This window comes from Thioalkalivibrio sp. ALE23 (assembly GCF_000378545.1).
Lineage (GTDB): Bacteria > Pseudomonadota > Gammaproteobacteria > Ectothiorhodospirales > Ectothiorhodospiraceae > Thioalkalivibrio.
Window position 1 is genome coordinate 1 of the sequence record NZ_KB900088.1, and the last position, 1,148, is coordinate 1,148.

The following is a 1,148-nucleotide window of genomic DNA, read 5'->3' on the forward strand; positions in this document are numbered from 1 at the left end:
GTTGAAGTACCGCAGCACCCGGTAGCCGGCCATCACCAGGTGATTCTGGCGCTCGCGATCTTTCTGGAACGCACTCTTGGATCGGTGGTACTGGAACCCGTCGAACTCCACGATGATGCTCGAGGCGGGCAGGAGAATATCGACCCGATACTTGCGGCCCGGGATCAGGCCGGTCACTTCCTCCTGAACCGCCTCAGCTCCCAATCGCCGTTTCAGCTCCCCGGCGAGGATCCGTTGTGGGTCGATCTTTTCCCCCGTGCGGGCCGATCGAGGGCGCCTGTTCCCGGCGACGGCCGGAACTTTCGGCTCCCCTTCATGCGGCTGGCGGCCACGGGCCGATGAGGGCGATTCCGATGGAATCAGCCCCATCCGGATCGCTTCTTCTTCGGTGAGTCGCAGATTGCGCGCCATCCTGGCACCTCCGCGGGGGATACCCCTAATCCTTCCTTCTTCGATCCTTCCGCAGCCGTTCGACTGCGGCCCTTTTGGTCGCTTCCCCCCGGCGATCGTATATCTGGGTCGTCTCGACGGAGGCGTGTCCCGCCAGATCGGCCACGGTCAGGATGTCTTCGTTGTTGTCGAGCAGGTGGGTAATGAAGGTGCGCCGCATATCGTGGGGCAGGGTGCGTTCGGTACCGGCTTTCTTCGAGGCCTTCTCAAGCAGGTAGGCGACTCCCTGGCCGGTCATGCGTTTCCACTTCAGCTTGCCGGCCTTGGTCATCGGGAGAAAGAGGGGGCCCGATTCTTCGCCCCGCAGATCATCGATCCAGGTATTCACGGACTCCCAGGCTTCGTCATCGACGGGCGCGATGCGCTCGCGATTGCCTTTCCCCCGGATGCGGAGGCCACCGGCCTCCGGGCAGAGATCGTCGAGATCCAGGCCGACCAGTTCGGCCCGACGCATCCCCGAGCTGTACAGCACGTTGATGATCGCGCGATCGCGAATGGCGGAAGGGTGGTCCGAGGCCTCCAGCTTTTTCAGGAGGTGGTCGATCTCGTCCGATTCGAGGGCACGTCCCTTGGGCAGCCGCTTTTCCTTGTACGGCCGAATATCCACGATCCGGTGGTATTCATCACCGTCGATCAGCCGTTGGTGCCAGGTTTCTTTCAGGACACCCCGCAGGGCACTCAGATAAAGCGCCTGTGTC

Annotated in this window: 2 protein-coding genes; both read right to left on the minus strand. The window is 62.6% G+C overall.

Going from position 1 to position 1,148, the window contains the following annotated elements; translation table 11 throughout:
* The coding region (locus tag F573_RS14560) for a DUF559 domain-containing protein (protein ID WP_231384438.1) at positions 1-411 on the minus strand (411 nt) is incomplete at its 3' end.
* A 25-nt stretch (positions 412-436) separates the two neighbouring features.
* Positions 437-1,148, minus strand: a 712-nt coding sequence (locus tag F573_RS0114065; RefSeq protein WP_019023118.1) for a tyrosine-type recombinase/integrase, incomplete at its 5' end; no start/stop codon positions are given.